The following is a 2,500-nucleotide window of genomic DNA, read 5'->3' as shown; positions in this document are numbered from 1 at the left end:
GATGCATTAGACCCGAAACCCGGCGATCTAGGCATGACCAGGTTGAAGGTGCGGTAACACGCACTGGAGGACCGAACCGTTTAATGTTGAAAAATTATCGGATGAGTTGTGTTTAGGGGTGAAAGGCCAATCAAGCCGGGAAATAGCTGGTTCTCCGCGAAATCTATTGAGGTAGAGCGTCGAATGATTGCCGTTGGGGGTAGAGCACTGGATGGATGCGGGGGTCGCGAGATCTACCAACTCTAACCAAACTCCGAATACCAACGAGTCTAGTTCGGCAGACAGACGGCGGGTGCTAAGGTCCGTCGTCAAAAGGGAAACAGCCCTAACCTACAGCTAAGGTCCCCAAGTCACGTCTAAGTGGGAAAGCATGTGGGATTTCCAAAACAACCAGGAGGTTGGCTTAGAAGCAGCCATCCTTTAAAGAAAGCGTAACAGCTCACTGGTCTAAATAAGAGATCCTGCGGCGAAGATGTAACGGGGCTCAAGACGTGCACCGAAGCTTAGGGTTCAGTCTTTGACTGAGCGGTAGCGGAGCGTTCCGTAGGCCGTTGAAGCGATCTGGTAATGGGTCGTGGAGGTATCGGAAGTGCGAATGCAGACATGAGTAGCGATTAACAGTGTGAGATGCACTGTCGCCGAAATTCCAAGGGTTCCTGCTTAAAGCTAATCTGAGCAGGGTAAGCCGGCCCCTAAGACGAGCCCGAAGGGGGTAGTCGATGGGAACCACGTTAATATTCGTGGGCCTGGAGGTGTGTGACGGATGGCGTAAATTGTTCGGCCTTATTGGATTGGTCCGGGCAGTGAAGTTGTCCCAGGAAATAGCCCCTCCGTATAGACCGTACCCTAAACCGACACAGGTGGAATGGTAGAGTATACCAAGGCGTTTGAGAGAAGTATCCTGAAGGAACTCGGCAAATTGCCTCCGTACCTTCGGAAGAAGGAGGCCCCACATATGCGCAAGCACTTGTGGGGGGCACAGGCCAGGGGGTAGCGACTGTTTAGCAAAAACACAGGGCTCTGCTAAGTCGGCTTCAAGACGACGTATAGGGCCTGACGCCTGCCCGGTGCCTGAAGGTTAAGAGGAGGAGTGCAAGCTCTGAATTGAAGCCCAGGTAAACGGCGGCCGTAACTATAACGGTCCTAAGGTAGCGAAATTCCTTGTCGGGTAAGTTCCGACCTGCACGAATGGCGTAACGACTTCCCCACTGTCTCCAGGATATGCTCAGCGAAATTGAATTCTCCGTGAAGATGCGGAGTACCCGCGGTTAGACGGAAAGACCCCGTGCACCTTTACTGCAGCTTCAGAGTGGCATTAGGAAAGAACTGTGTAGCATAGGTGGGAGGCTTTGAAGCGATGACGCCAGTTGTCGTGGAGCCATAGGTGAAATACCACCCTGTTGTTTTCTGATGTCTAACCTCGCACCGTTATCCGGTGCAGGGACCCTCTGTGGCGGGTAGTTTGACTGGGGCGGTCGCCTCCTAAAGAGTAACGGAGGCGCGCGATGGTGGGCTCAGGACGGTTGGAAACCGTCTGTTAGAGTGCAATGGCATAAGCCCGCCTGACTGCGAGACTGACAAGTCGAGCAGAGACGAAAGTCGGTCATAGTGATCCGGTGGTCCCTCGTGGAAGGGCCATCGCTCAACGGATAAAAGGTACGCCGGGGATAACAGGCTGATGATTCCCAAGAGCTCATATCGACGGAATCGTTTGGCACCTCGATGTCGGCTCATCACATCCTGGGGCTGGAGCAGGTCCCAAGGGTTTGGCTGTTCGCCAATTAAAGTGGTACGTGAGCTGGGTTCAGAACGTCGCGAGACAGTTTGGTCCCTATCTGCCGTGGGCGTCGAAATTTGAGAGGAGTTGACCCTAGTACGAGAGGACCGGGTTGAACATACCTCTGGTGTACCTGTCGTCGTGCCAACGGCGCAGCAGGGTAGCTATGTATGGACGGGATAACCGCTGAAAGCATCTAAGCGGGAAGCCTCCCTCAAGATAAGATTTCTTCGAGCGGTCGTAGACCACGACCTTGATAGGCCGGATGTGGAAGTGTGGTAACATATGGAGCTAACCGGTCCTAATTGCTCTGATCGCGCCTGAGAGTCCCACCATCAATGACAACACTGGAATAATCCCCAGCGTCAGCAACGTGGTGATCACCTCAAGCCAGATATATTTACACCCTAAAGTGCACGGCATCGATTATAACCCAAATGCGCAAGCCCCATTGCTTGGTGACCATAGCGTCTGTGACCCACCCGATCCCATCCCGAACTCGGCCGTGAAACCAGTCTGCGCCGATGGTACTGTGGCTCAAGCCCCGGAAGAGTAGGGCGTCGCCAGGCATTGAAGCTTGCGCTTTGGAAAAAAACAAAAACCCATCCACAATATTCAACGCGGCCTCCGCAGCGTACCACAGTGTCGCGGGATGGAGCAGCCCGGTAGCTCGTCAGGCTCATAACCTGAAGGTCGTAGGTTCAAATCCTACTCCCGCAACCA

General features: G+C 53.7%; 1 tRNA gene and 2 rRNA genes (1 of these 3 cut by a window edge). All 3 read left to right on the top strand.

Features of this window, described 5'->3' with window-relative positions:
• A 23S ribosomal RNA gene (locus tag BV95_RS22180) occupies positions 1-2,102 on the top strand (it extends 695 nt beyond the left edge of the window).
• Positions 2,103-2,231: 129 nt separating this feature from the next.
• Positions 2,232-2,346: ribosomal RNA gene (rrf, locus tag BV95_RS22175) — 5S ribosomal RNA — on the top strand.
• Between the two features lie 77 nt (positions 2,347-2,423).
• A tRNA-Met gene (locus BV95_RS22170) sits at positions 2,424-2,500 on the top strand.

The organism is Sphingobium chlorophenolicum, from assembly GCF_000722875.1.
GTDB lineage: Bacteria > Pseudomonadota > Alphaproteobacteria > Sphingomonadales > Sphingomonadaceae > Sphingobium > Sphingobium chlorophenolicum.
The sequence above is the reverse complement of the archived record's forward strand: the minus strand, read 5'-3'. Positions and strand labels throughout refer to the sequence as shown.